This is a genomic window from Mesorhizobium sp. B2-6-4 (genome assembly GCF_006441495.1).
Classification (GTDB): Bacteria; Pseudomonadota; Alphaproteobacteria; order Rhizobiales; family Rhizobiaceae; genus Mesorhizobium.
On record NZ_VFUE01000002.1, the window covers coordinates 1 to 21,260 of the forward strand.

The 21,260-nt window shown below is 64.0% G+C and carries 21 protein-coding genes; 8 read left to right on the forward strand and 13 right to left on the reverse strand.

The features are described 5' to 3' along the window. Positions 1-70: 70 nt before the first annotated feature. Positions 71-679, reverse strand: a complete 609-nt coding sequence (gene ccmA / locus FJ426_RS02390) for a heme ABC exporter ATP-binding protein CcmA (protein WP_140514013.1) — start codon at positions 677-679, stop codon at positions 71-73. A 284-nt stretch (positions 680-963) separates the two neighbouring features. Here ccmA and acnA point away from each other — a divergent pair, with 284 nt between their 5' ends. Continuing rightward, entirely contained in the window at positions 964-3,654 is a 2,691-nt protein-coding gene (acnA, locus tag FJ426_RS02395) for an aconitate hydratase AcnA (RefSeq protein WP_140514014.1), read from the forward strand. Positions 3,655-3,692: 38 nt separating this feature from the next. Here acnA and FJ426_RS02400 read toward each other — a convergent pair whose 3' ends face one another. After that, positions 3,693-4,370 (reverse strand): ceramidase domain-containing protein, encoded by a 678-nt coding sequence (locus FJ426_RS02400; protein WP_140559230.1) that lies wholly within the window; start codon positions 4,368-4,370, stop codon positions 3,693-3,695. 179 nt (positions 4,371-4,549) lie between these two features. Here FJ426_RS02400 and FJ426_RS02405 point away from each other — a divergent pair, with 179 nt between their 5' ends. Then, the gene (locus FJ426_RS02405) at positions 4,550-5,365 is read left to right on the forward strand and encodes a thioredoxin family protein (protein WP_140559229.1); all 816 of its coding nucleotides are present in this window, start codon (positions 4,550-4,552) and stop codon (positions 5,363-5,365) included. A gap of 91 nt (positions 5,366-5,456) precedes the next feature. On the opposite strand, the gene FJ426_RS02410 is transcribed toward FJ426_RS02405, so the two are convergent. From FJ426_RS02410 to FJ426_RS02435, 6 genes are all read right to left on the reverse strand, one after another. Then, a complete protein-coding gene (locus tag FJ426_RS02410; protein ID WP_140492246.1) occupies positions 5,457-6,842 on the reverse strand; it encodes an FAD-binding oxidoreductase in 1,386 nt (461 codons plus the stop codon). A gap of 125 nt (positions 6,843-6,967) precedes the next feature. Next, positions 6,968-8,080 carry an ABC transporter ATP-binding protein gene (locus FJ426_RS02415; protein WP_140492243.1) on the reverse strand — a complete coding sequence of 371 codons (1,113 nt, stop codon included), beginning with the start codon at positions 8,078-8,080 and terminating at the stop codon, positions 6,968-6,970. Beyond that, positions 8,077-8,874 carry an ABC transporter permease gene (locus FJ426_RS02420; RefSeq protein WP_140559228.1) on the reverse strand — a complete coding sequence of 266 codons (798 nt, stop codon included), beginning with the start codon at positions 8,872-8,874 and terminating at the stop codon, positions 8,077-8,079. The genes FJ426_RS02415 and FJ426_RS02420 overlap by 4 nt, the downstream gene beginning before the upstream one ends. Then, complete coding sequence (locus FJ426_RS02425; RefSeq protein ID WP_140559227.1) at positions 8,874-9,737, reverse strand: ABC transporter permease; 864 nt, start codon at positions 9,735-9,737, stop codon at positions 8,874-8,876. The genes FJ426_RS02420 and FJ426_RS02425 overlap by 1 nt, the downstream gene beginning before the upstream one ends. Before the next feature lie 23 nt (positions 9,738-9,760). Further along, complete coding sequence (locus tag FJ426_RS02430) at positions 9,761-10,831, reverse strand: extracellular solute-binding protein (RefSeq protein ID WP_181165196.1); 1,071 nt, start codon at positions 10,829-10,831, stop codon at positions 9,761-9,763. A 35-nt stretch (positions 10,832-10,866) separates the two neighbouring features. Further along, positions 10,867-11,529, reverse strand: a complete 663-nt coding sequence (locus FJ426_RS02435) for an XRE family transcriptional regulator (protein WP_140559226.1) — start codon at positions 11,527-11,529, stop codon at positions 10,867-10,869. 537 nt (positions 11,530-12,066) lie between these two features. On the opposite strand from FJ426_RS02435, the gene FJ426_RS02440 reads away from it, so the two are divergent. Beyond that, positions 12,067-12,453: a DUF2794 domain-containing protein gene (locus FJ426_RS02440; RefSeq protein ID WP_140514020.1), complete on the forward strand. Its 387-nt coding sequence runs from the start codon at positions 12,067-12,069 to the stop codon at positions 12,451-12,453. A gap of 51 nt (positions 12,454-12,504) precedes the next feature. Here FJ426_RS02440 and FJ426_RS02445 read toward each other — a convergent pair whose 3' ends face one another. The 4 genes from FJ426_RS02445 to FJ426_RS02460 form a co-directional block, all read right to left on the reverse strand. Continuing rightward, positions 12,505-13,074, reverse strand: coding sequence for a GNAT family N-acetyltransferase (locus tag FJ426_RS02445; protein WP_140559225.1), 570 nt, complete (start codon positions 13,072-13,074; stop codon positions 12,505-12,507). A 123-nt stretch (positions 13,075-13,197) separates the two neighbouring features. Further along, a complete protein-coding gene (locus FJ426_RS02450; protein ID WP_140492223.1) occupies positions 13,198-13,971 on the reverse strand; it encodes a Bax inhibitor-1/YccA family protein in 774 nt (257 codons plus the stop codon). Positions 13,972-14,211: 240 nt separating this feature from the next. Continuing rightward, on the reverse strand, positions 14,212-16,761 hold the full coding sequence (locus FJ426_RS02455; RefSeq protein ID WP_140559224.1) for an ABC transporter permease: 2,550 nt from the start codon (positions 16,759-16,761) through the stop codon (positions 14,212-14,214). Further along, on the reverse strand, positions 16,761-17,456 hold the full coding sequence (locus FJ426_RS02460) for an ABC transporter ATP-binding protein (protein ID WP_140559223.1): 696 nt from the start codon (positions 17,454-17,456) through the stop codon (positions 16,761-16,763). Before FJ426_RS02460 ends, FJ426_RS02455 begins: the two co-directional genes overlap by 1 nt. An 82-nt stretch (positions 17,457-17,538) precedes the next feature. Here FJ426_RS02460 and FJ426_RS02465 point away from each other — a divergent pair, with 82 nt between their 5' ends. Together FJ426_RS02465 and thpR are read left to right on the forward strand one after the other, a co-directional pair. Further along, complete coding sequence (locus tag FJ426_RS02465; RefSeq protein ID WP_140559222.1) at positions 17,539-18,183, forward strand: arylesterase; 645 nt, start codon at positions 17,539-17,541, stop codon at positions 18,181-18,183. A gap of 127 nt (positions 18,184-18,310) precedes the next feature. Continuing rightward, positions 18,311-18,907 carry an RNA 2',3'-cyclic phosphodiesterase gene (thpR, locus tag FJ426_RS02470; protein WP_140559221.1) on the forward strand — a complete coding sequence of 199 codons (597 nt, stop codon included), beginning with the start codon at positions 18,311-18,313 and terminating at the stop codon, positions 18,905-18,907. Here thpR and FJ426_RS02475 read toward each other — a convergent pair. After that, positions 18,811-19,329 carry a low molecular weight protein-tyrosine-phosphatase gene (locus FJ426_RS02475; RefSeq protein ID WP_140559220.1) on the reverse strand — a complete coding sequence of 173 codons (519 nt, stop codon included), beginning with the start codon at positions 19,327-19,329 and terminating at the stop codon, positions 18,811-18,813. The genes thpR and FJ426_RS02475 overlap by 97 nt on opposite strands. A 51-nt stretch (positions 19,330-19,380) precedes the next feature. Here FJ426_RS02475 and FJ426_RS02480 point away from each other — a divergent pair, with 51 nt between their 5' ends. The 3 genes from FJ426_RS02480 to FJ426_RS02490 all read left to right on the forward strand — a co-directional run bounded on the left by FJ426_RS02480 (position 19,381) and on the right by FJ426_RS02490 (position 21,241). Then, on the forward strand, positions 19,381-19,674 hold the full coding sequence (locus FJ426_RS02480; protein WP_140559219.1) for a 4a-hydroxytetrahydrobiopterin dehydratase: 294 nt from the start codon (positions 19,381-19,383) through the stop codon (positions 19,672-19,674). Between the two features lie 427 nt (positions 19,675-20,101). Then, a complete protein-coding gene (locus FJ426_RS02485; protein WP_140550608.1) occupies positions 20,102-20,464 on the forward strand; it encodes a YkvA family protein in 363 nt (120 codons plus the stop codon). 273 nt (positions 20,465-20,737) lie between these two features. Then, positions 20,738-21,241 carry an invasion associated locus B family protein gene (locus FJ426_RS02490; RefSeq protein WP_140492199.1) on the forward strand — a complete coding sequence of 168 codons (504 nt, stop codon included), beginning with the start codon at positions 20,738-20,740 and terminating at the stop codon, positions 21,239-21,241. The last annotated feature ends 19 nt before the right edge of the window (positions 21,242-21,260 follow it).

The following is a 21,260-nucleotide window of genomic DNA, read 5'->3' on the forward strand; positions in this document are numbered from 1 at the left end:
GACTGCCAATCTCCCCCCTCGAGGGGGAGATGTCCGGCAGGACAGAGGGGGGCGCCGTAGAGTGCCGTCATCAAAAGGCCTGCCCCATCCTCAACGTCTGCGCCCCCTCGATCCCGAGCGGCAGATGCGTTGCCGCGACGATCATCCCGCCCTCGGAACAATGCCCCCTCATCAATCCCGCGAATCGCGCCTCCGAATCCTTGTCCAGACCCGCCGTCGGCTCGTCGAGCAGCCAGATCGGTCGGTGGCTGACCAGCAGTTTCGCGATCGCCGCGCGTCGTCTTTGCCCGGTCGAGAGATAGCCGAACGGCAGATGGCCGATGCCGCCCAGTCCGACCGTCTCCAGCGCCTCCTCGACGCCGAAGGATCCACCGCCGTTGAAGTCGCGCCAGAAGCGCAGGTTTTCCGTCACGCTGAGCGCCGTTTTCATTGCGTTCTGATGGCCGAGATAGTGGCAGGCCGAAGCGATCGACGGAAATTCATCGCCGCCGCCCTCGATCAGCAAATTGCCTTCAGCCTTCGGCAGCAGTCCGGCGACGATCCTGAGCAAGGTCGATTTGCCTGATCCGTTCGGCCCGGTGACGACAAGCGCCTGGCCTTGATCGAGGTCAAAGCCAATGCCCGAAAACACCGTCTCGCCGCCGCGTTCGCCGCCCAGATTTTCGGCGATAAGCCGCATCCCTCGCCCGCCCTGAAACAATCCGCCTCGGCCCCTGCCGCATCGCACAAATTTGCTTTTTAACTGTCTAGAACTATTCCAGAAAATTCTCTATATGCGGTGCATCCGTGCCAGCGGTCGGCGCGGGAACAGAACTAGCGCCGAACCAGCGCACGCGCCGCCTTGAACGGCTCGGGTTGCTTGGGAGCGGACAGCGGAAATGGCCGTACCCGCACCTTTGCGCGTGATTGCATGCCATCGGCGTCCGTTCCCTTTCAGGCTGAACAGACAAGGACGGATCGCACGTGTCAAAATCCCTCGACAGTTTCAATTGCCGCCGCACGCTGAAAGCGGGCGACGCCGAATATACCTATTTCGACCTCGTCGAGGCCGAGAAGAACGGCCTCATCGGCATCGCCCAATTGCCTTATTCGATGAAGGTTCTGCTGGAGAACCTTCTGCGCAACGAGGACGGCCGCTCCGTCACCAAGGACTCGATCAAGGCCGTCGCCGGCTGGCTGACCGACAAGGGGACGGCCGGCGTCGAGATTGCCTATCGCCCTGCCCGTGTCCTGATGCAGGATTTCACCGGCGTTCCGGCGGTGGTCGACCTGGCGGCGATGCGCGACGCCATGGCCTCGCTCGGCGGCGACCCGCAAAAGATCAACCCGCTGGTGCCGGTCGACCTCGTCATCGACCATTCCGTCATTGTCGACGAGTTCGGCTCGCCGATGGCCTTCGCGCGCAATGTCGAGCTCGAATATGAGCGCAACGAGGAACGCTACAAGTTCCTGAAATGGGGCCAGCAGGCGTTCCGCAATTTCCGCGTCGTGCCACCCGGTACCGGCATCTGCCATCAGGTCAACCTCGAATATCTCGGCCAGGTGGTGTGGACCAACACCGAGGACGGCGAAACGACCGCTTATCCCGACACCTGCGTCGGTACCGATTCGCACACCACAATGATCAACGGCCTCGGCGTGCTCGGCTGGGGCGTCGGCGGCATCGAAGCCGAGGCGGCCATGCTCGGCCAGCCCGTCTCCATGCTTTTGCCCGAGGTCATCGGCTTCCGTCTCACCGGCAAGCTGAAGGAGGGCGTCACCGCCACCGACCTCGTGCTCACCGTCACCCAGATGCTGCGCAAGAAGGGCGTCGTCGGCAAGTTCGTCGAATTCTTCGGCCCCGGTCTCTCCAATATGACGCTGGCCGACCGCGCCACCATAGGCAATATGGCGCCTGAATATGGCGCCACCTGCGGCTTCTTCCCGGTCGATAGCGAGACCATCCGCTACCTCACAATGTCGGGCCGCGAGGAAAGCCGCATCGCGCTGGTCGAAGCCTACTCCAAGGCGCAAGGCATGTGGCGTGACGCAGGCTCCGCCGACCCGGTCTTCACCGACTTGCTGGAGCTCGATCTCGGCGACGTCGTGCCGTCGATGGCCGGCCCGAAGCGCCCAGAGGGCCGCGTCGCGCTGGAAGGCATCCCGGCCGGCTTCGTCAAGGCTATGGACACCGAATACAAGAAGGCGGCTGAAATCTCGAAGCGCTACGCCGTCGAAGGCACCGGCCATGATCTCGGCCATGGCGACGTCGTCATCGCCGCCATCACCTCCTGCACCAACACCTCGAACCCGAGCGTGCTGATCGGCGCCGGCCTGCTCGCCCGCAACGCCAATCGCCTCGGCCTCAAGCAGAAGCCCTGGGTGAAGACCTCGCTGGCGCCAGGCAGCCAGGTGGTCGCCGAATACCTCGAGAAATCCGGCCTGCAGAAGGAGCTCGACCAGATCGGCTTCAACCTGGTCGGCTTCGGCTGCACCACCTGCATCGGCAATTCCGGCCCGCTGCCGGCGCCGATCTCCAAGACCATCAACGATAAGGGTCTGATTGCCGCCGCGGTGCTTTCCGGCAACCGCAACTTCGAGGGCCGTGTCTCGCCCGACGTGCAGGCCAACTATCTCGCCTCGCCGCCGCTGGTCGTGGCGCACGCGCTGGCCGGCACGGTGACGAAGGACCTGACCACCGAGCCGCTCGGCGAGGACAGGAACGGCAAGCCGGTCTACCTCAAGGATATCTGGCCGAGCTCGGCGGAAATCCAGGAATTCATCGAGAAGAACGTGACGCGCGAGCTGTTCGCCCGCAAATATGCCGACGTCTTCAAGGGCGATGAGAACTGGCAGAACGTCAAGGCGCCGGAAGGCCAGACCTATGCCTGGGACGACAATTCCACCTATGTGCAGAACCCGCCCTATTTCGCCGGCATGACCACGGGCTTCGGCAAGATCGGCGACATCAAGGGCGCCCGCGTGCTGGGCTTGTTCGGCGACAAGATCACCACCGACCACATTTCGCCAGCGGGCTCGATCAAGGCCGCCTCGCCGGCCGGCAAATACCTTACCGAGCATGGTGTCGGCGTTGCCGACTTCAACCAGTACGGCACGCGCCGCGGCAACCATGAGGTGATGATGCGCGGCACCTTCGCTAACATCCGCATCCGCAACCACATGCTGGGCGAGAACGGCAGGGAAGGCGGCTACACCATCCATTACCCGTCGAAGGAAGAGGAATCGATCTACGACGCGGCGATGCAATACAAGAAGGAAGGCGTGCCGCTGGTCATCTTCGCCGGCGTCGAATACGGCAACGGCTCGTCGCGCGACTGGGCGGCCAAGGGAACGAACCTCCTTGGTGTCCGCGCGGTCATCGCCCAGTCCTTCGAGCGCATCCACCGCTCCAACCTGGTCGGCATGGGCGTCATCCCCTTCGTCTTCGAGGAAGGCACCTCATGGGCTTCGCTCAACCTGAAAGGGGATGAGCTGGTCGAGATCGACGGCCTGGACGCCCTCAAGCCGCGCCAGAAGATGGAAGCCAGGATCACCTATGGCGACGGCACGGTGAAGAAGGTGCCGATCATTTGCCGCATCGATACGCTTGACGAACTCGACTACTTCAAGAACGGCGGCATTTTGCAGTACGTGTTGCGCGATCTTGCCGCGTAGCGGCAAGGGAGTAGGGCTTAGGCAGTAGGAAATAGGACCTACTGCCTACTGCCTCGCTGTGGCGCGCCGTAGCGCGCCGCGGCGGCCAGCAGCACGCCCAGCATCAGCCCGTTGAGCAGGTGCCAGAGGAAGTGCGTGCCGAGCGGGAAGCTGGTGCAGACCAGCGGATCGACCATGCGGCAGATGACCGACAGCACGAAGATCGCCGATCCGGCCAGATTATACCAGCCGGCGCGATTGCCGCTGGCCGTCACCCAGACACCGAAGAAGGCGAGCGCCAGGAACGGCGGCAGGTAGCCTGTGGTGCCGTTCGACGCCTGGCGCAGCCAATCCGGCACGGCCAGAGTTATCGCTCCGACAACGGCATAGAAAACGACGAAGATCGCGATCGCCTTGCCCCATTCCAGGCGCAGGAAGCGGCGCAGGTTGAACAGCGTGTAGGCCAGCGTGAAGCCGGCGATCGGCACCACGTCGGCCCAGACCGTTCCCTTGGTGGCGAAGATGTGAAAGATCGTCGAGCCGACGCCGATCGCCACCACCCACCAGGCCAGGACCTCGGCGAAAATGCCGGTCCTGCATCGCCGCACTTCGCGGACGCCCCATAGTCCCGCGGCAATGAAAGCCAGGTTGGTCAAAGCATTCACCGGCTCGGCCCAAAGTTCAGGACCCGTTCGCTCGCAATAAAGATCGACTGGAGCCAGGAAACTTTGCCACATGATGATGATCCCGCCCCCGAATCGAACCGCCGGTTGAAATGCAGTGGCTTCTCCTATTGCCGCCCTACCCAGGCTTGCAATGGCAAAATTTCACCGCAACGTGACTTCCCGTTGACTTCCGGTTCTGCCACATATTTCAGCCAATCAAAACAAAGCCGGCATCACCGGCGGGAATTGGAATGGTCATGGCCTCGCGTAGATCATTGTGGCTGGCAGCGTTTGCGCTGGCCATCTCGGCGTTCGCCGGTGCCGGGCACGCCGGCGAATCCGGCGGGCTCCTGGCCGACAAGCCCCAGGGCGACAGGCCCGTGGGCGTGGTCGAGCTGTTCACCAGCCAAGGCTGCAGTTCCTGCCCGCCTGCCGACGCCTTCTTCTCCGAACTTGCCGCCAGGCAGGATCTTGTCGCGCTCTCCTATCACGTCGGCTACTGGGATTATCTCGGCTGGCGGGACACGCTGAGCAGCAAGGAAAACACCGAGCGGCAATATGAGTATATGCGGGCCTTCGGCAACCGCTCAGTCTATACGCCGCAGGCGGTCATCAACGGCCGGGTCCATGTCAACGGCGCCAATCGCGGCGAGGTCGATGGCCAACTCGCCCGCATGGCAAGGATCGGCGAAGACATGCGGGTCGCCATCAAGGTCAGCCGGACCAGCGACCGCGTCATGATCGATACCGGCGATGGCGGGACCGGTCCCAGCGATGCCCATGTCGTCATCGTCTATTTCGAGCCGCCGCAGACGGTCACGATCGGCCAGGGCGAGAACACGGGCCGCAAGATGACCTATTGGAACGCGGTGACCGGCATCCAGACAGCGGGCATCTGGCACGGCAAGGCGCAGCGCTACGAATTGCCGATGAGTGAGATTTCCAAGAAGGGCGGCTGCGCCGTGCTTTTGCAGTCCGTCGGCAAGGACGGCCTGCCAGGGCCCATCCTGGGCGCCGCCTTCATTCACCGCCCCGGTTCCGATGCGCCGTTCGATCGAAGGCTCTGAAGCGCGCCGCCGAAAACGGAAATGATGCGACGCGCTGTCGGTCTCCATTCATGCCTGTCGACCAAACGGAATCGCGTTTGAGTGACCTGCCTCAATGGCCGGTCAGGCGATCAGCGAAAGCGGCGAGGCGCGACGTCCGCCCCAGGCCGTTTGCCTCCCGCCGGTCGGCGATGCGGTAGAGCTGGTACATGGCGTGGACGCCGAGCCAGCGCAGCGGCTCCGGCTCCCATTTCTTCACCGTGCGGTTGACCCAAGGCAACCGGGTCAGCTCCGTGTCGTGTCCGAGCACCAGGTCGCGCAAGGTGCGGCCGGACAGGTTCGAACTGGAAACGCCGAGCCCGACATAGCCGCCGGCCCAGCCGATGCCGCTTTCGCGATCGAAGCCGCACGTCGTGCACCAGTCGCGCGGCACGCCGAGCGTGCCGCACCAGGCATGGTCGAGCCGCACGCCTTTGGTCTGCGGCAGCAGCCTGGTCAGGATCTCGTGCAGCTGGTCGATGGTCGCCTGTTGTGTCTTGCCGCGCCTGTCGGTGCGCGATCCGAAGCGGTAGGGCACGCCCCGGCCGCCCATGGCGATCCGGCCTTCCCGCGTGCGCTGCGCATAGCAGTAGGTATGCGCGGCATCGCCCAGCACCTCGTAGCCGCTCCAGCCGATTTCGTCCCAGAGCTTCTGCGGCAGCTTCTCGGTCACCACGATGGCGCTGTTCAGCGGCAGCCAGAGACGCTCGTAGCCGGCAATACCGGCGGTGAAGCCCTCGGTGGCGCGCACGATCTTTTCGGCGCGCACGACGCCGCGGTCGGTGGTGACCTTGCCCTTCTCGAGCGCCAGCACCTGCGTCTGTTCGTAGATGGCGACGCCGAGCCGCGCGACCGCCGCCGCCAGACCCTGCACCAGCTTGGCCGGCTGCACGCGCGCGACGTCGCGCACGACGAAGGCGCCCAATACATTGTCGATGGCGATGCGCTCGCGCGCTTCCTGCGCACCGAGGAAGGCCAGCCGCTCGGGCGGCATTTCCCAATGCCGGGCCTCTTCGTACTCGGCTTTGGCGCGCTCAAGCTGCGCGGCGTTTGTGGCGACGGTGATGTTGTCGACGCGGCGGATATCGGCGTCGATCCCTTCGGCAGCGGCAATCGCGATCACCTCGTCGACCGTGCCGGACATGGCGCGCTGCATGTCGATCACCGCCCCGCGCGAGGAGGTTTTTGCATATTTCTCGCGCGACCAGCTGAAGCCGCCGGACAGCCATCCGCCATTGCGGCCCGAGGCACCGAAGCCGGCGAACTCCTTTTCGACGATGGCGATGCGCAGCGCGGGCTCCGCCTTCTTCAGATAGTAGGCCGTCCAAAGTCCGGTATAGCCGGCGCCGACGATGCAGACATCGGCCTCGATGTCGCCGGGCAAGGGTGGGCGGCTGGCCGGCGGGCCACCTATGTCGGCATACCAGAACGACACGTCGCCATTGCGCTGGGCTTGCATCTTGTGATCCGTTCTCCGTGCGATTCCAGGAAAAGTGTGGAGCGGTTTCCCGTCCGGAACTGCGTTAAAAACCAAGAGAGGAGGCGGCCTCGTCGTTTTCCATGGAAAGGCGAGGCCGCTCTGTTTCAGGTAAGGGTCAGGTCGGCCTTGTCGTCATCGGCGAGCAGCTTCACGTCGCCGCCGGCGAAGAGCACGTCGACCTCGTCTCCAATGGCAAAGGTGTCCGCCTCGAGCGTCGAGCGCACGATGGCTTTCGAGCCGTCGGCGAGCTCCACCTCGTATTTGGAGCCGGAGCCGAGATAGATGGCCTCGCCGATACGCCCGGCGAGCCGGTTGCGGCCATCCCCGCCGCCGCCGCGACGCGCAAGCGCCAGCTTTTCGGGACGCAGCAGCATCACCGGCTTGCCGCCATTGGCGAGACGCTTTGCGGTCGCCACTCTCTGGCCTGATATTTCGATCGCCGTCTCCTTGCCGGAAGTGGCGGCGGGGCCGCGCAGCACGGTGGAATCGCCAATGAACTTGCCGACGAAAAGCGTCGCCGGCTCGTCGTAGAGTTCGCGGCCGGTGCCGATCTGCTCGATACCGCCGCGGTTGAACACGGCGATGCGGTCGGAGAGCACCAGCGCCTCCTCCTGGTCGTGCGTCACATAGACGAAGGTGGTGCCGAGTTCGCGGTGGATGCGCTTGATCTCGAGCTGCAGCCATTCGCGCAGTTTCTTGTCCAGCGCGCCGAGCGGCTCGTCCATCAGCAGCAGCGGCGGATCGAAGACGATGGCGCGGGCCAGCGCCACGCGCTGCTGCTGGCCGCCCGAAAGCTCGCTTGGAAAGCGATGGCCGAAATCGGCCATCTTGACCATGTCGAGCGCGTGGCGGACGCGGCGTTCGCGTTCTGCCCCGGTGACGCCGCGCAGCTTCAGCGGATAGGCGACATTGCGGCCGACCGTCATGTGCGGGAACAGTGCATAGTGCTGGAAGACCACGCCGATGTTGCGCTTGTGCGCCGGCACGCCGACCACGCTCTTTTCCCCGACCAGCAGCTTGCCGCTGGTCAGGTCGGTAAAGCCGGCGATCACGTTCAGCGTCGTCGTCTTGCCTGAGCCGCTCGGGCCGAGCAGCGTCATGAATTCACCCGGCTCGATTCGCAGCGACACGCCGTCGAGCGCCTTGAAGGAACCATAGGCCTTGCTTACCGACTCCAGGTCGATCGCCGCACCGCGATTTTCCGCTTTCTGATTCATAAGCCTCCCTTCCGCTCACGGCCAAGAAGCAGCATGCCGCCGCCGATCAGCAGTGTCGTTGCGCATAAGAGGATCGTGCCGACGGCCGCGACCGTCGGGTCGGCGTCGCGCGTGATGGAAGCGAAGATCTGCACCGGCAACGTCTTGAGATAGGGATTGGTGATGAACAGCGACACGACGATCTCGTCGAAGGAGGTGGCGAAGGCGAACAGCAGGCCTGACAGTACCCCGGGGGCAATCAGCGGCAGCGTCACCGTGCGGAACGTGGTGAGCGAACCTGCGCCCAGGCTCGCCGCGGCTGTCTCCAGCCGCTTGTCGAACACTTCGAGATTGGCCGAAACGGCGATCAACACGAAAGGCAGCGCAAGGATGGTGTGGGCCAGAACGAAGCCGAGCAGCGTGCCGACAAGCCGCGTGTCGAGATAGACGGCGTAGATGCCGATGGCCAGGACCACGCCCGGCACCACCATCGGCGTCAGCATCAGCATGCGCAGGAGATTTGCCGGCCGCGCCTGCATGCGGTCGAGGCCGAAGGCGGCAAGGGTGCCGAGCACGGTTGCCAGAACCGCAACGATCGATGCGACCTTCAGCGAATTGAGGAAGCTGGTCGACCAATCCGGATTGGTGACGAAATTTTCGTACCATTGCCAGGAGAAGCCCTGGGGTGGAAATGCCAGCGATTTGTTCTCGTTGAATGACATCGGCACCACGACGAGCGTCGGTGCCACCAACCATATGGCTACCAGCAGGCAGACAAGGCCCAGCATGAGGCGGGTAAGCGGCTTCATCTCCATCAGGGCCGCCCCGCTTGCCGATGGCTGGACCGCATCACGGGCGCGGCAAGCGCCAGCAGCACGAAGGTCGTGACGAGCAGCACCACGCCCATGGCGCCGCCCCTGCCCCATTGCAGGAGGCTGAGCACCTGTGTCTGCACCAGCGTCGACAGCATCGTCGAGCGCGGTCCGCCGAGCAGGGCCGGCGTGATGTAGAAGCCGAGCGCCAGGATGAAGACGATGATCGCGCCGGCATAGACGCCAGGCATCGACAGCGGCAGATACACCGTGAGGAACGCGCGCGAGGGTCTCGCCCCGAGGCTCCGCGCGGCTTGCATCAGCCTGAGATCGATGCCTTTCATGACCGAATAGAGCGGCAGGATCATGAAAGGCAAAAGCACCTGCGCCATGCCGATGACCACGCCCGTCTGGGTGCGGATCAGCCTGATCCCACCGAACCCGAGCGCCCGCAGGATCGAGTTGATGACCCCCGAATCCTGCAGCAGTATCACCCAGGACAAAGTGCGTACCACGCCGCTCACCCAAAACGGGATCAACACACAGAGCAGCAGCACCAAGCGCACGCGTGGTCGGACCGCGGTCATCAGATAGGCATAGGGATAGGCGCAAACCACGCAGACCAGCGTGACCCATGCTGAAATGAGGAAGGTCCGCCGGAGCACGGCAAGGTTGATGGGCGCGCCGAAGAACCAGATATAGTTCTGCAGGCCCCACTGCGGCTCCGACAGGCTGCGCACGACGATGGTGAGCAGCGGATAGCCAATCACCGCGAAAAGCAGGACCAGCGCCGGCAGCGCGAGCGCGAACGGCCGCCACGCCCGGCGCCTTTCGGCGGCCGGAATGGTTGGCTGGGACGCGCTCACGGCTTTTGGTCTCCCTCAGCCGGTCAGTTGCCGGACATCAGCGCGGACCACTTCTCCTGCGCCACCGCGAAGTTCGGGACCCAGAACTTGAAGTTCTGCTTGTAGCCCTGCTTCTGGCGTTCGGGCGTGTTGGTCAGGAAAGCGGAGACGGAAGCGTCGACCTTGGGCTGCGCTTCACTGTTGATCGGCGTGTAAGACGTTTGCTCCGTCAACACCTCCTGCGCGTGCTTGCCAAGATAGGCGTTGAGCAGCGCGTAGGATGCCTCCGTGTCCTTGGCGCCGACGGGGATCGTCATCTGATCCATCACCACCAGCCAGTCCTGCCAGGCCGGTGCGTATTTGGCGCCGTTCTTGACCGCGGTCATGGCGCGGCCTGTCCACATCATCAGCATGTCGGCCTCGCCGGATTCGGCAAGTTGCTGCGATTCTGCACCCGTCTTCCAGAAGATGGTATCGGGGCCGAGCTTGCGAACCACATCGATGGCCTTGTCGATATCGGCCACCGTCATCGCCTTGGGGTCCCCGCCGGCAACCTTGAACGCCTGTTCCAGCAAGCCACCGGTCGGGCTGCCGGAGCCGTCGATTCCGCGCACGCCGGGGAATTTCTGCGTGTCGAAGAAGTCGGCCCAGCTCTTGGGCGGATTGTCCTTGTACTTTTCGGTGTTGTACATCAGCACGACGCCGTAGTTCATCGCCGGCACCGAGCACTCGCCGACCTGGCCCTCGGGAATTTTCGAGACGTCGAGTTTGGTGAAGTCCAGCTTCTGGAACAGTTTGCCGCAATAGACATAAGGCGGCAGATCGTCGGTATCGACAACGTCCCATGTCACATTGCCGGACTCGACCTGCGCCTGCAGCTTGGCGATCTCGGTCGGGCCGTCATTGAGCAGCTTGACGCCCGACTTGTCCACGAACTCCTTGAGCGCTGCCGCCTGGCCGTCCTGGTAGATGCCGCCATAGGACACGAAAGTCAGCGTCTTGCCCTTCAGCGAGCCTTCGGCCACCTCTCCGGCAACCGGCTTCGATTGCGCGAGCGCGGCCGTCGCCGCCAGAAGCACGCCCAGGCACGCCGCATGTGCAAATTTCACTCTCATGTTCAACTCTCCCATTCCAGAGCTCGCATTTGTTCTCATTCACCCGGATGCGAGCGGTTTCCGGGCCTGTACTGATCGAGTTCCAGCGCGCCTGCGGTCGGCGGCGCGATGATCCAGAGCACCTCCGCCGGTGTGTCGCCGACATTGACCGTGCGGTGCGGCACCGAGGTCGCGTATTCGACGCTGTCGCCTTCGCGCATCAGATGGCGCTCGTCGGCAAGCGTCAGTTCGACGGTTCCCTTGAGCACCATGAACATCTCATGCTCGCCGCCATGCACATAGGCGTCGTCGCCGGTCGAGCCGCCGACCTCGAAATGCCCCGCATAAACCTCGAACTGATGGATCGGCCGCCGCGACAAAAGCATCTTGCGGCCTCGCACGCCGACGGGAACGACAGGCCGTTCCTCGCGCCTCAGCACCTTGTGCAACGGACGGCTGCTGCCCTCGAACAGGTCGTTGATGCCGAGATCGAGAGCGGCGGCGATCCTGAGCAGCGTGCCTGTGTTGGCGCCGCACAGATTGCGCTCGAGCTGGCTGATGAAGCTCGCCGTCGTGCCGGTCATGTCGGCCAACCGGCGCAGCGAGACGCGCCTTGCCATGCGCAGCGCCTTGATGCGGGGACCGACGCCGCCGGCCTCAGGGGTGGCCGCGACCGTACCATTCACCTCTTTCGCCGTGGAGTCCGATATGCGTGGCATTGCCGCTCCCGTTTCACTTAACACCTTATTAAGTGGTGATGGCGTTGGCAAGCGCGGACGGCATGCCAAGATTTCGGCGCCCATCGATCCTGCCGGTCGCACCGGATCGGGCTGAAAACCGTCCATACGGCGGGAAATCCGCATTAGCGGCGATCCAGGCATGAAAAAACCGACGTCAGCTTGCTTCTGACGTCGGTCATTTAGGTTTTGGGATCGTCGCACCCGGTCTTTCCGAGGAAAAACCGAGGTTGGTTCGATCCGACGCAGACCCGTGGGCGGGGGGCTTGGGGTTTACGAGCCGGTGCCGGACCGAACCGTCTCAGGCAACGCCGGTAAATTCGTCGGACATTGGGGCATGAGCGCGGATAAAAAATGGCGAGAATGTGGCGGAGCATCACCAATTCCAACATGTCGTTTGCAAACGTGACTGGACGCGACGGAAATGGCGGGGGTCCGCACCGCTTCGCCGGCACTTGCAATTCGATGGCGAAAGCGCCAACTTTGGTTGGCAAAGATTCATTTTTGAAGGATCGAGGCATGACCGATCACGGCGGCGGGACGGAGGATGGCGACGCATCCGCGATACTGATCCCGCTCCACGAGGCACGCCGTGCGCGCCTCGACCAGCCGGTGCGCTTCGAGCGGCGCGAACTGGACCAGATCCTGAAACTCTACGGGCGCATGGTTGCCGCCAATGAATGGCGCGACTACGCTATCGATCATCTCACCGACAGGGCCGTGTTTTCAGTGTTCCGCCGGGCCAGCGAGGTGCCGCTGTTCCAGATCGTCAAGGACCCGAAACTGGCACGCAAACAAGGCGCCTTCGCCGTCATCGCCGCGGGCGGCCGTATCCTCAAGCGCGGGCAGGAGCTTGGCCGTGTGCTCGGCGTCTTCGACAGCAAGCTGAAGCTGGTCGAGGCCTGAACCGCGGCGCAATTGCTCGGTTGACCTCAGTCTTGGCGCTCATCTAAGCCCTTATTTTTCTTGGTGGAATTTCCGTTCCGGCAATGATTCCGGATCTGGCGGGGCGGATGCACCGCCGTTCAGCGCCAGTTGCATGAACACCGTGTCCAGCCAGCGTCCGTGCTTGTAGCCGGAACCTTCGAGGCGGCCGGAATGACGAAAGCCGAGCTTTTCGTGCAGCTTGACGGAAGCGCTGTCGGGATGGCCATCGCCGATCACCGCGACGATCTGGCGAAAGCCCGCAGCCTCGGCGGCCGCGATCAGGCTTTGCATCAGTTTGAGGCCGACACCCTGGCCCTTGGCATCAGGCGCGACATAGACGGAGTCCTCGACGACAAAGCGATAGGCCGGGCGCGGCCGGAAGGGACCGACATAGGCATAGCCGAGCACGGCGCCATCCTTTTCCGCCACAAGGTAAGGGAAGCCGCCGGCCTGGAGCGTGTCGAATCGCATGCCCATTTCGGCGCGGCCTGGCGGCTCCAGCTCGTAGCTCGCCGTGCCGCGGGTCACAGCGTCGGCATAGATTTGCGTAATGGCGTCGAGGTCGGCCGCGCGCGCGGCCCGTATAACGATAGTGCTCATTCTTTATGCAGGCCTCTTGTCTGCCTGCAATAACAGCAAAGGTCGGCGCAAAAGAAAAGGGCGGCCGTTGGGCCGCCCCTTCCAAACCCGATGGTCCAGTCAGACCATGACGCGGACCAGCCCTCAGCGGCGGTCGCCCATGAACTGGAGCAGGAACATGAACAGGTTGATGAAGTCGAGATAGAGCGTCAGCGCGCCCATGATGGCCTTGCGGCCAGCGACGTCGGAGGCGTCGCCCTCGAAATACATCTCCTTGATCTTCTGCGTGTCGTAGGCGGTGAGGCCGGCGAAGACCAGCACGCCGATCGCCGAGACGGCGAAGGATAGCGCCGACGACTGCAGGAAGATGTTGATCACCATCGCGATGATGATGCCGAACACGCCCATGATCAGGAACGAGCCCATCGCTGTCAGGTCGCGCTTGGTCGTGTAACCGAACAGCGACAGCGCGCCGAAGGCCGCGGCGGTGGCGAAGAAGGTCTGCGAGATGCTGGCGGTGGTGTAGACCAGGAAGATCGACGACAGCGACAGGCCGACCAGGCCCGCATAGACCCAGAACGTCGTCTGCGCCGCCGACACGCTCATCGACTGGACGCGGAACGACAGGAACAGAACGGCGGCCAGCGGGGCCAGCATCACCAGCCAGCGCAGCGGCGAGCCGAAGATCGCGTAGCCGAACGAGGTCAGCATCTCGCCGCTCGGCAGCGTCGCGACAGCCGAGGCCGGATCGGTGGTTGTGGCCAGCATGATCGTGCCGACGGCGGCAAGACCAGTGATGAGGAGACCAAGCCCCATCAAATTGTAGACCTTGATCATATAGGCGCGCAGGCCCTGATCGATGTCGACGGCGGCGCCGGGCACGGCGCGCGTCTGATAGTTGCGAATGGGTTCAGCCATTGTGGTCCTCTATTGCTTCTGCCCCGTCCGGTGTCGGGTCCACCCGGACCCAGGCGCCGCTGGCGGGACTCCAGCATGCCTGCGGCGAAATATGATGGTTATTCGCGTCAAGAACAAGACCGTAACCGGGTGTAATGCTTCGTGAGGCACGCATGGCGCGGTTTTCCAGCCCTTTGGCCGCGAAACATTACGTCGATTTAACCAAATGCCGGCCGTCGGCGGGGTGGAACCGATGCGGACTCAGAGGTTTCGCAGCACGGGCGCTGCCTTGTGGCCGAGCACCCGCCAGGTGCCGGCGAGACCGATGCCGACGGTGATGACCAGCGCAAAGAGAATGGTCGCCACCGCCACTTCCGGCATGAAATGCGACGGCAATGTCATGATGCGGGCGACGACGAACCATGCGGCGGCACTGCCGGCGGCGAGCGCGAAGACCGCCGTGGCGAGGCCGATCAGCATGTATTCGAGCGAGAAGGCCGATATCAGCGTCAGCCGCGTCGCACCGAGCGTCTTCAGCACCACCGCGTCATGGATGCGCGCCCGGTTGCCGGCGGCGAGTGCGCCGGCCAGCACAAGCACCGACGCGATCAGTGCCACGCCGGCCGCCGCCCTGATCGCCGCGCCGAGCTGTCCGACCAGACGGTTGACGATGTCGAGCGCGTCCTTGACGCGGACCGTAGTGACTGCCGGGAAGGCGCGGGTGACGGCATTGAGGATGCGGGCGTCATCAGCCGCGGTGGCGCTCTTTTCGGTCAGCGTCGCCACCCAGCCATGCGGCGCGCCGGCAAATGTGTTGGGCGAGAACACCATGACGAAGTTGATGCCCATCGTCTCCCATTCGACCTGGCGGAAATTGGCGATCCTGGCCGTGACATTGCGGCCGAGCACGTTGACGGTGACGGTATCGCCGAGCTTCAGCCCGATTTCCTTGCCTTCCTTGTCGGAAAACGAGACGAGCGGCTCGCCGGTATAATCGGCCGGCCACCAGTTCCCCTCGGTCAGCGTCGCGTTGTCCGGCTGCTTGGCCTCATAAGTCAGGCCGCGGTCGCCGCGCAGCACCCAGGCGCCCTCCGCCGGCACCTTGACCTTGTCGACGGCGACGCCGTTGAGCGCCATCACCCGGCCGCGCAGCATCGGCACCTTGGCCAGCGTCCCCTGCGGGGCCTCCTTGCTGATCAGACTGGAGAAGCCGTCGACATCGCTGCTCTGGATATCGACGAAGAAGAAGTTCGGCGCCCGCTCAGGCAGGCTGCCGGAGATCTGCCGCCGCAGATTGCCGTCGATCAGCGCCAGCGTCACCAGCAGCGTCAGGCCAAGCCCCAGCGACAGCACCACCGACGGCGTCAGCGCGCCTGGCCGATGGATGTTGCCGACGGCGAGCCTGAGCGCCACGAAGCGCACGCGCGGGCTCTTCCTTGCCGCCCATTGCACCAGCGCACCGACCAGGCGCAGCACCAGGAAGGCGAAGATGGTGGCCCCGACGAAAATCGAAGCGATGCGCTGGTCGCCCGAAAACAGGATGGCGAGCGCTGCAAGAAGCACTGCGATGCCGAGCGCCGAAACGACATAGACAGGGCGTGGAAAACCGCGGCCCTCCAGTCCCATCTCGCGGAACAGCGCGGTCGCCGGCACATCGCGGGCGCGACCGAGCGGCAGCAGCGCGAAGGCCAGCGTCACCAGCAGCCCGAACAGCGCTGCCATGCCGAGAGCGCCGGGATAAAAGCCGCCTTGCGCCGGCACCGGAACGACCGACTGAAGCGCGGCGCTCGCGGCAAAGGGCATCAGTGCGCCGAGCACCAGACCTGCGGCGATGCCGAGGGCCGCGATCATCAGGATCTGCACGAGGTAAACGGCAAAGACGAAGCCGCCCGATGCGCCCAGGCTCTTGAAGGTGGCGATGACGCCGCGCTTGCCGTCGAGATAGGCGCGCACCGCGTTGGCGACGCCGACGCCGCCGACCACCAGCGCCGTCAGCCCGACCAGGGTCAGGAATTGCGAAAAGCGTTCGATGTTGGAAGAGAGCGCCGGGGCCGCATTGCTGCGCGTGCGGATCGACCAGCCGGACTCCGGGAAATCCTTGGCAGCCTTGTCCTGGATGGCCTTGAGCCGCGCCTCGTCGGCGTCGGCGGCCAGCCGGATCTTGTAGGAATTCTCGACGAGGCTGCCCGGCTGAACCAGCCCTGTCGCGACCAGGCCCTCGGTCGAGATCATCAGGCGCGGCGCGAAACCGAAACCTTCGGACACGGCATCGGGCTCGGTGACCAGCCTGGCGCGCAGTTCGAAGGTGGCGGTTCCGAGCTTCAGCCGATCGCCGAGCTTCACATGCAGCCGCTCGAACAGCAGGTCGGGCGCGGCCGCGCCGAAAACACCGAACTGTTCGCCAAACAGTTCCTGCTTCGTCAGCGCCGGCTCGGTTTCCAGGGCACCGTAAAGCGGATAGGCCTCGTCGACGGCCTTGGCCTCGACCAGCGCCTGATCGGAGCCGTCGGCAAGCCGCGCCATCGAACGCATGCTGACGGTTCTCGACACCGTGCCCAGCCCATCGAGGAAGCCGCGTTCGGCTTCGCTTGCGTCGCGCTGGTTAAGCTGGAAGCGCAGATCGCCGCCAAGCAGCGTCTGGCCCTGGTTGGCGACGCCGGCACTGATCGAACGGGCCACGGAATTCACGCCGCCGATCGCCGCGACGCCGAGCGCGATGCAGGCAAGGAAGATCAGAAAACCGGACAGGCCGCCGCGCATCTCGCGCAAGGAGAAGCGGACGGCGAGCTTCAACGTCCGCGCCGGTGACATCAGGCGATGGCCTTGGTCGGCGCCGGTGCCTCGATCCTGCCGGAGCGCATGGAGACCTGGCGCGAACAGCGCGCCGCGAGCGCCGGATCATGCGTGACCAGCACCAGCGTCATGCCGCGCTCGGCCGCCTTGGCGAACAAAAGGTCGGCGACCTGCCTACCGGTCGCCTGGTCGAGATTGCCGGTCGGCTCGTCGGCGATGAGGATGCGCGGCGATGGCGCAAGCGCCCGGGCGATCGCGACGCGCTGCTGCTCGCCGCCCGAAAGTTCGCCGGGATAGTGCGTCACGCGGTCGCTCAGACCGACGGCCGCCAGCTCGCGTTCCGCCACCGAGAACGGATCGGCATGACCGGCCAGCTCCAGCGGCACGGCGACATTTTCGAGCGCCGTCATATTGGGGATGAGATGGAAGGACTGGAACACGATGCCGATGTTTCGCCCCCGAAACGATGCGATCTGATCCTCGCTCTTGCCGTTGAGCAGCTCGCCGGCGATTCGTACCGTGCCCGAATCGACCCTTTCCAGACCTGCGAGAACCATGAGCAGCGTCGACTTGCCCGACCCCGACGGTCCAACGATGCCGGTCGCCTCGCCGCGCGCCACATCGAGGCTGACGCCCTTCAGCACATGGACGGACGAGGCGCCTTCGCCCAATGTCAGCGATACGTCTTTCAGCTCGATGACGGCTTCTGTCAAAATGAAAGCGTCCTATATGGAGATGAGGGCTCCGCCTGCGGGCCGTCGCCGGAAGAATTCTCTGTCATATGGGACCTGCCGCATGTCTTTCCAACGCAGAATTGCCGCAGGCCTGATCGTTTTCCTCGCCATTTGCGGCGCCATCTCGTCGGCACGCGCCGAGCCTTTCAAGATCGTCGGTTTCGGTGACAGCCTGATGGCCGGCTACGGCCTCGGACCCGACGAGGGTTTTACCGACAGGCTGCAGGCGGCGCTGCGCGCCAGGGGCAGGGATGTAACCGTCGCCAATGCCGGCGTTTCCGGCGACACCTCCAGCGGCGGGCTGGCGCGGCTCGACTGGTCGGTGCCGGACGGCACGCAGCTTGTCATCCTCGAACTCGGCGCCAACGACATGCTGCGCGGCGTTTCGCCCGACATCACCCGCAAGAACCTGGATACGATGCTGGCCAAGTTGAAAGAGCGCAAGATCGCCGTTCTGCTGGCCGGCATGCGCGCAGCGCCCAATCTCGGCGCCGACTATCAGAACGCCTTCGACGCCATCTTCCCGGAACTGGCTGCAAAATACGGCGTTACCTTGCACCCGTTCTTTCTCGACGGCGTAGCCGGCCAGTCCGCCCTGCAGCTTGAGGATGGCTTGCATCCGAACGCCAAGGGGGTCGCCCAGATGGTCGAGCGCATCCTGCCTGCGGTCGAGAAGGCCATCGCGGCGGCGCCGGGAGGATCGTAAGACGGGATAGGCCCTTTCCGTTGGGGAAATCTTTTTGACGAGACCTGTGACCAACAAACCTCTTGCCCCGCTTGATTATCGATGATTCGCTGGGGGCACAGTTCGATTCGAGGAAGGGAGGCTCTTCATGCCGCGTCTTTTCACCGCCCTCGAAATTCCGCGTGACGCCGCCCTTTCGCTGTCCCTGCTCAGGGGCGGCCTGCCCGGGGCCCGCTGGATCGACGTCGAGAACTATCATCTGACGCTGCGCTTCATCGGCGATGTCGAAGGCCATGTCGCCGACGAGATCGCCAACGCGCTCGACCGCGTCCACCGCCCCTCCTTCCCGCTGACGCTGGCGGGCGTCGGCGCTTTCGGCCAGAGGAAACCCCATGCCGTATGGGCCGGGGTCTCTGCCTCGCCGGATCTCTCGGCGCTTCAGGCTGAAATCGAGCGCATCTGCCAGCGGCTCGGCATTCCGGCCGATCCGCGCAAGTTCATGCCGCATGTCACACTGGCCCGCCTGCGCAATTCGAGCCCGCTGGACGTCGCCCAATATCTTTCGGCGCGCGGCAATTTTTCGACATTGCCGTTCCGCATCAGCCGGTTCGTCTTGATGTCGTCGCGCGATTCGGTCGGCGGCGGCCCCTACATCGTCGAGGAAGCCTGGCCGCTGTCGGGCGCCGATACGCGCGCGGCAAGCCGCGTCGCCAGCGCCTCCGACGCTTCGCGGATCATGCGGTAGACCTCGGCGAAGGCTTCCTCGCCATGGTGATAGGGATCCGGCACGTCGCGCGCCTCTCCCTGCGCAAATTCCAGGAACAGGTGGATCCGGTCGCGCACGGCGGCAGGCGCCAGCGTCTTCAGGTCGGCGACGTTCGACCTGTCCATGCCGAAGATCAGGTCGAAACGCGAGAAATCCTCGGGCGTGATCTTGCGTGCCCGCAGTTCCGATATGTCGATGCCGTGGCGCGACGCGATGGCGATCGAACGCCAATCGGGGGCGGAGCCCACCTCCCAGTCGCTGGTTGCGGCCGAATCGAGCACTATGTCCCGGCCCAGTCCACGTTCCGTCAGCACGGAACGAAGCACGCCTTCCGCCAGCGGCGAGCGGCAGATGTTGCCCAGGCAGACGAACAGAATGGATTTTATGGGCTTCGTGCTCATCGATCCGGCGCTATGGTGAAAGTCATCTTCGAAATAGCACAGGAACCGGACATGACGAGAGAGAAACTTGGCAAGGAAGCCATCATCGCGGCGCTGACAGACCTCGAAGGCTGGTCGCTGGCTGCGGATGGCGCTTCCATCAAACGGACGTTCACCTTCAGGAATTTCTCCGAAGCCTTCGCCTTTATGACCCGCGTCGCGCTTGCTGCCGAGAAGATGGACCACCATCCCGACTGGTCGAATGTCTACAAAACCGTCGACGTGACGCTGAACACGCACGATGCCGGCGGCATCACGGCGCTCGACATCGAGTTGGCGAAGAAAATGAACCGCTTTGTTGGCTAGGGTAATCCATAGGTGCGGCAACCCCGGCTTCGTCATCCACGGGCGGAGCGGGAGCGAAGCGGACGCGCAGACCCGAGGATCCATGCCGCGACGTTGACTAAGGGGTGTAGTCGAGCAGAATTCAGCACCGCTGCGTCGCTCTTGAGTCGCGGCATGGATTCTAGGGTCTGCGCCGCGTCGCTTCGCTCCTTGCTTCGCCCTAGAATGACGACGGGAGGGGCGTTTGCCGCCGAACTCCAAGGGAGGACGACTGCCAGCGGAGTGTCCGCTAGGCCGGCATCACCTGATCCGCAGGACAGCACGGTAAAGACTGATCCCGATTTTCAGGCCAGCGATCTCCCAAGCTCTTGCAGCAAGCGTCGGGTTTCACCACATTTTGCCCCGCGGCCATGCGCAGGCAAGCGCATGAGCCCGCAAGGAGAAATTGATGGCGCAAAAATCCGGTTTTGATTTCTTCGGCTTTGGCGACAGGCTGGGCGGTGAGGGCGAGGTGCGCGAGAAATTCTGGCGCACGGCCAAGAAGGCTGCGCGGCAGATCCCGTTCATGGAAGATGTCGTCGCGGCCTATTACTGCGCCATGGACAAGAACACGCCGCTGCGCGCAAAAGGCATCCTGGTGGCGGCACTCGGTTATTTCGTCCTGCCGGTGGATATGGTCCCCGACTTCGTCCTCGGCCTCGGCTTCACCGACGATATCGCCGTGCTCACCGCCGCGATCACCGCCGTCAGCGCCCATATCACGCCGGCGCACCGGCAGGCCGCCAAGGACGCCATATCGGACAGGGGCTGAGCCCTGGAACCGGCCTCCGCGCTCTGGACACCAGCGTTCAGAGGGCTTGTGGAAAAGTCAAACTCTTGCCGCTTTCATGCCCTCCAAGTCGCCGAAGGGACATCGCGCCAGCCGCTTGAAAGGCGGCGGCGCGAAGACGGCGGCGGTTTCCTGGGGTGAGCGTCCTTTTCTCAGAGGTAATTCACCGTTTGGTAACCCAGATTAAATCAAAATGAAGCGACGGCAGGACGCCACGCGGCCCGCCTCCGCACCATTTCGAATACGGGAAAAACGATGCGCGGATTGATTGCTACAGTTTCGAGCCTGGTCCTGGTGGCCTTCGCAGCGCCGGCGATGGCGCAGCAGGCGACCAAGATCGGCCAGCACAATGCCTGGGGCACCTACAGCTACCAGGCATCGGGCGGCAAGGTCTGCTATGTCCTCACCGTGCCGACCGACAAGCAGCCGCCGACGCTCGACCATGGCGACATGTTCTTCTTCGTCAGCCAGCGGCCCGGCCAGCAGGTATCCTACGAGCCGCAATTCATCGCCGGCTACACTTTCCAGGAAAACTCCAAGGCCACCGTCACAATCGACAAGAAGACGTTTTCGATGTTCACGCGCGGCAAGTCGGCCTGGGTCGAGAACGCCGCCGAGGAGCCGGTGCTGATCGCCGCCATGAAATCCGGCACCGACATGAAGGTGCAGGCCAAGTCCGGCCGCGGCAACACCACCTCCTACGTCTTCTCGCTGAAAGGCATCTCGGCGGCGCTGTCGTCGATCGCCAACTGCAAATAGTCGAAATTTCGCTTTGAAC

Bases quoted from the DNA above. Each gene is read 5' to 3' on its own strand.
- ccmA (WP_140514013.1), bottom strand. From the start codon at position 679: ATGCGGCTTATCGCCGAAAATCTGGGCGGCGAACGCGGCGGCGAGACG.
- FJ426_RS02400 (WP_140559230.1), bottom strand. From the start codon at position 4,370: ATGTGGCAAAGTTTCCTGGCTCCAGTCGATCTTTATTGCGAGCGAACG.
- FJ426_RS02405 (WP_140559229.1), top strand. From the start codon at position 4,550: ATGGTCATGGCCTCGCGTAGATCATTGTGGCTGGCAGCGTTTGCGCTG.
- FJ426_RS02410 (WP_140492246.1), bottom strand. From the start codon at position 6,842: ATGCAAGCCCAGCGCAATGGCGACGTGTCGTTCTGGTATGCCGACATA.
- FJ426_RS02415 (WP_140492243.1), bottom strand. From the start codon at position 8,080: ATGAATCAGAAAGCGGAAAATCGCGGTGCGGCGATCGACCTGGAGTCG.
- FJ426_RS02420 (WP_140559228.1), bottom strand. From the start codon at position 8,874: ATGGAGATGAAGCCGCTTACCCGCCTCATGCTGGGCCTTGTCTGCCTG.
- FJ426_RS02430 (WP_181165196.1), bottom strand. From the start codon at position 10,831: ATGAGAGTGAAATTTGCACATGCGGCGTGCCTGGGCGTGCTTCTGGCG.
- FJ426_RS02435 (WP_140559226.1), bottom strand. From the start codon at position 11,529: ATGCCACGCATATCGGACTCCACGGCGAAAGAGGTGAATGGTACGGTC.
- FJ426_RS02440 (WP_140514020.1), top strand. From the start codon at position 12,067: ATGACCGATCACGGCGGCGGGACGGAGGATGGCGACGCATCCGCGATA.
- FJ426_RS02445 (WP_140559225.1), bottom strand. From the start codon at position 13,074: ATGAGCACTATCGTTATACGGGCCGCGCGCGCGGCCGACCTCGACGCC.
- FJ426_RS02450 (WP_140492223.1), bottom strand. From the start codon at position 13,971: ATGGCTGAACCCATTCGCAACTATCAGACGCGCGCCGTGCCCGGCGCC.
- FJ426_RS02455 (WP_140559224.1), bottom strand. From the start codon at position 16,761: ATGTCACCGGCGCGGACGTTGAAGCTCGCCGTCCGCTTCTCCTTGCGC.
- FJ426_RS02465 (WP_140559222.1), top strand. From the start codon at position 17,539: ATGTCTTTCCAACGCAGAATTGCCGCAGGCCTGATCGTTTTCCTCGCC.
- thpR (WP_140559221.1), top strand. From the start codon at position 18,311: ATGCCGCGTCTTTTCACCGCCCTCGAAATTCCGCGTGACGCCGCCCTT.
- FJ426_RS02475 (WP_140559220.1), bottom strand. From the start codon at position 19,329: ATGAGCACGAAGCCCATAAAATCCATTCTGTTCGTCTGCCTGGGCAAC.
- FJ426_RS02480 (WP_140559219.1), top strand. From the start codon at position 19,381: ATGACGAGAGAGAAACTTGGCAAGGAAGCCATCATCGCGGCGCTGACA.
- FJ426_RS02485 (WP_140550608.1), top strand. From the start codon at position 20,102: ATGGCGCAAAAATCCGGTTTTGATTTCTTCGGCTTTGGCGACAGGCTG.
- FJ426_RS02490 (WP_140492199.1), top strand. From the start codon at position 20,738: ATGCGCGGATTGATTGCTACAGTTTCGAGCCTGGTCCTGGTGGCCTTC.